We start from the raw sequence: 1,068 nt of genomic DNA on the forward strand, positions 1-1,068 counted from the left end.
GGCACTGGTCTGCTAGGCGTTGATAAGTAAAATGGCTGTAGTGCAACTACTTCAGCCTGATGGATTGTCCTCACTGCCAGAGCCAACAAGTTGTCAAAAACGGGCGAGAGTCGCTTTCGGACGGCACGGTGCTTCAGCGCTATCGCTGTAAGGGGTGCAGCAAGTGCTTCAATGACCGCACCGGCACCCCGATGGCTCGCCTGCGCACCCCAAGTTCAGTGGTTGCGACCGCCCTCAATGGTCGCAGCGAAGGCCTGGGGGTACGAGCGACTGGCCGTCTGTTTGGGGCGTCGCACTCTACCATTCTGCGGTGGGAAGAGCGCTTAGCCCGTCAGGCGGATGCCTGGTCGCCGCCAGCCCCAAGCGGTCGAGAGGTGACGCTGGAAGGTGATGAAGTCTACACTCGCGTGGGCGAGAACCTTCCCCCCCGCTAGTTCTGAGGGCTGGACCATTCACTTTATTGAACGCCAGAGCCGCTACTGGGTGTCCGTGATGGCGGGACATAAGGACGAACTACTGTTTCAACGGGGAACCCAACAGGCCTGGCAGTGGGCCAAAGGCTGCTCGTTTATACGCTGGTTTACCGACGGAGAACCCCGCTATGCCAAAGCATTGTGGGACTTGGCCAGCGTGTATCTGGCCCTACGGGAGTGTCCCAGTCGGTACCGTACCCGCAAAGTCTGGCGGCATGGCCTTGAAGTCGCGATGAAAATCAAAGGGTCTCAAGGTCTCAGGCGGGTCGTCTGGGTGAGGCCAGAGCATCCCTACACCGCCATTAGCCCGCTAGCCGAGGTGCATGCCAATCATAATGAGGCTCACAATGCTGCTCTGAGACGGCGATGCAGCGCTTATCGTCGGCGTCAAAACCTCTACGCCAAGACTCGCGATGGACTGCAACGAACCTTGGATGTTCAGCGGATCCTCCACAACTGGGTCAGACCTCATGGGGGACTGGGCAAACCGACGACTCCGGCCATGGCGATCGGCTTGTGCAATCGCTTGCTATCCACCCAGGAACTCCTCTGCCTGAGAGGGTTTCAAAGTATCTCCTGTTAACAGACCAGTGCC

1 protein-coding gene is annotated in these 1,068 nt (G+C 58.7%); it reads left to right on the plus strand.

Going from position 1 to position 1,068, the window contains the following annotated elements:
* Positions 1 to 59: 59 nt before the first annotated feature.
* Positions 60 to 1,056 (plus strand): transposase gene (locus ACQ4N7_RS30295; protein WP_430715133.1). Its coding sequence is split into 2 segments (ribosomal slippage): positions 60 to 422 and positions 424 to 1,056, totalling 996 coding nucleotides; the frame shifts between segments, so codons are not numbered across the junction.
* The last annotated feature ends 12 nt before the right edge of the window (positions 1,057 to 1,068 follow it).

It is taken from the genome of Nodosilinea sp. AN01ver1 (assembly GCF_050565655.1).
In the GTDB taxonomy this organism is placed as follows: Bacteria; Cyanobacteriota; Cyanobacteriia; order Phormidesmidales; family Phormidesmidaceae; genus Nodosilinea.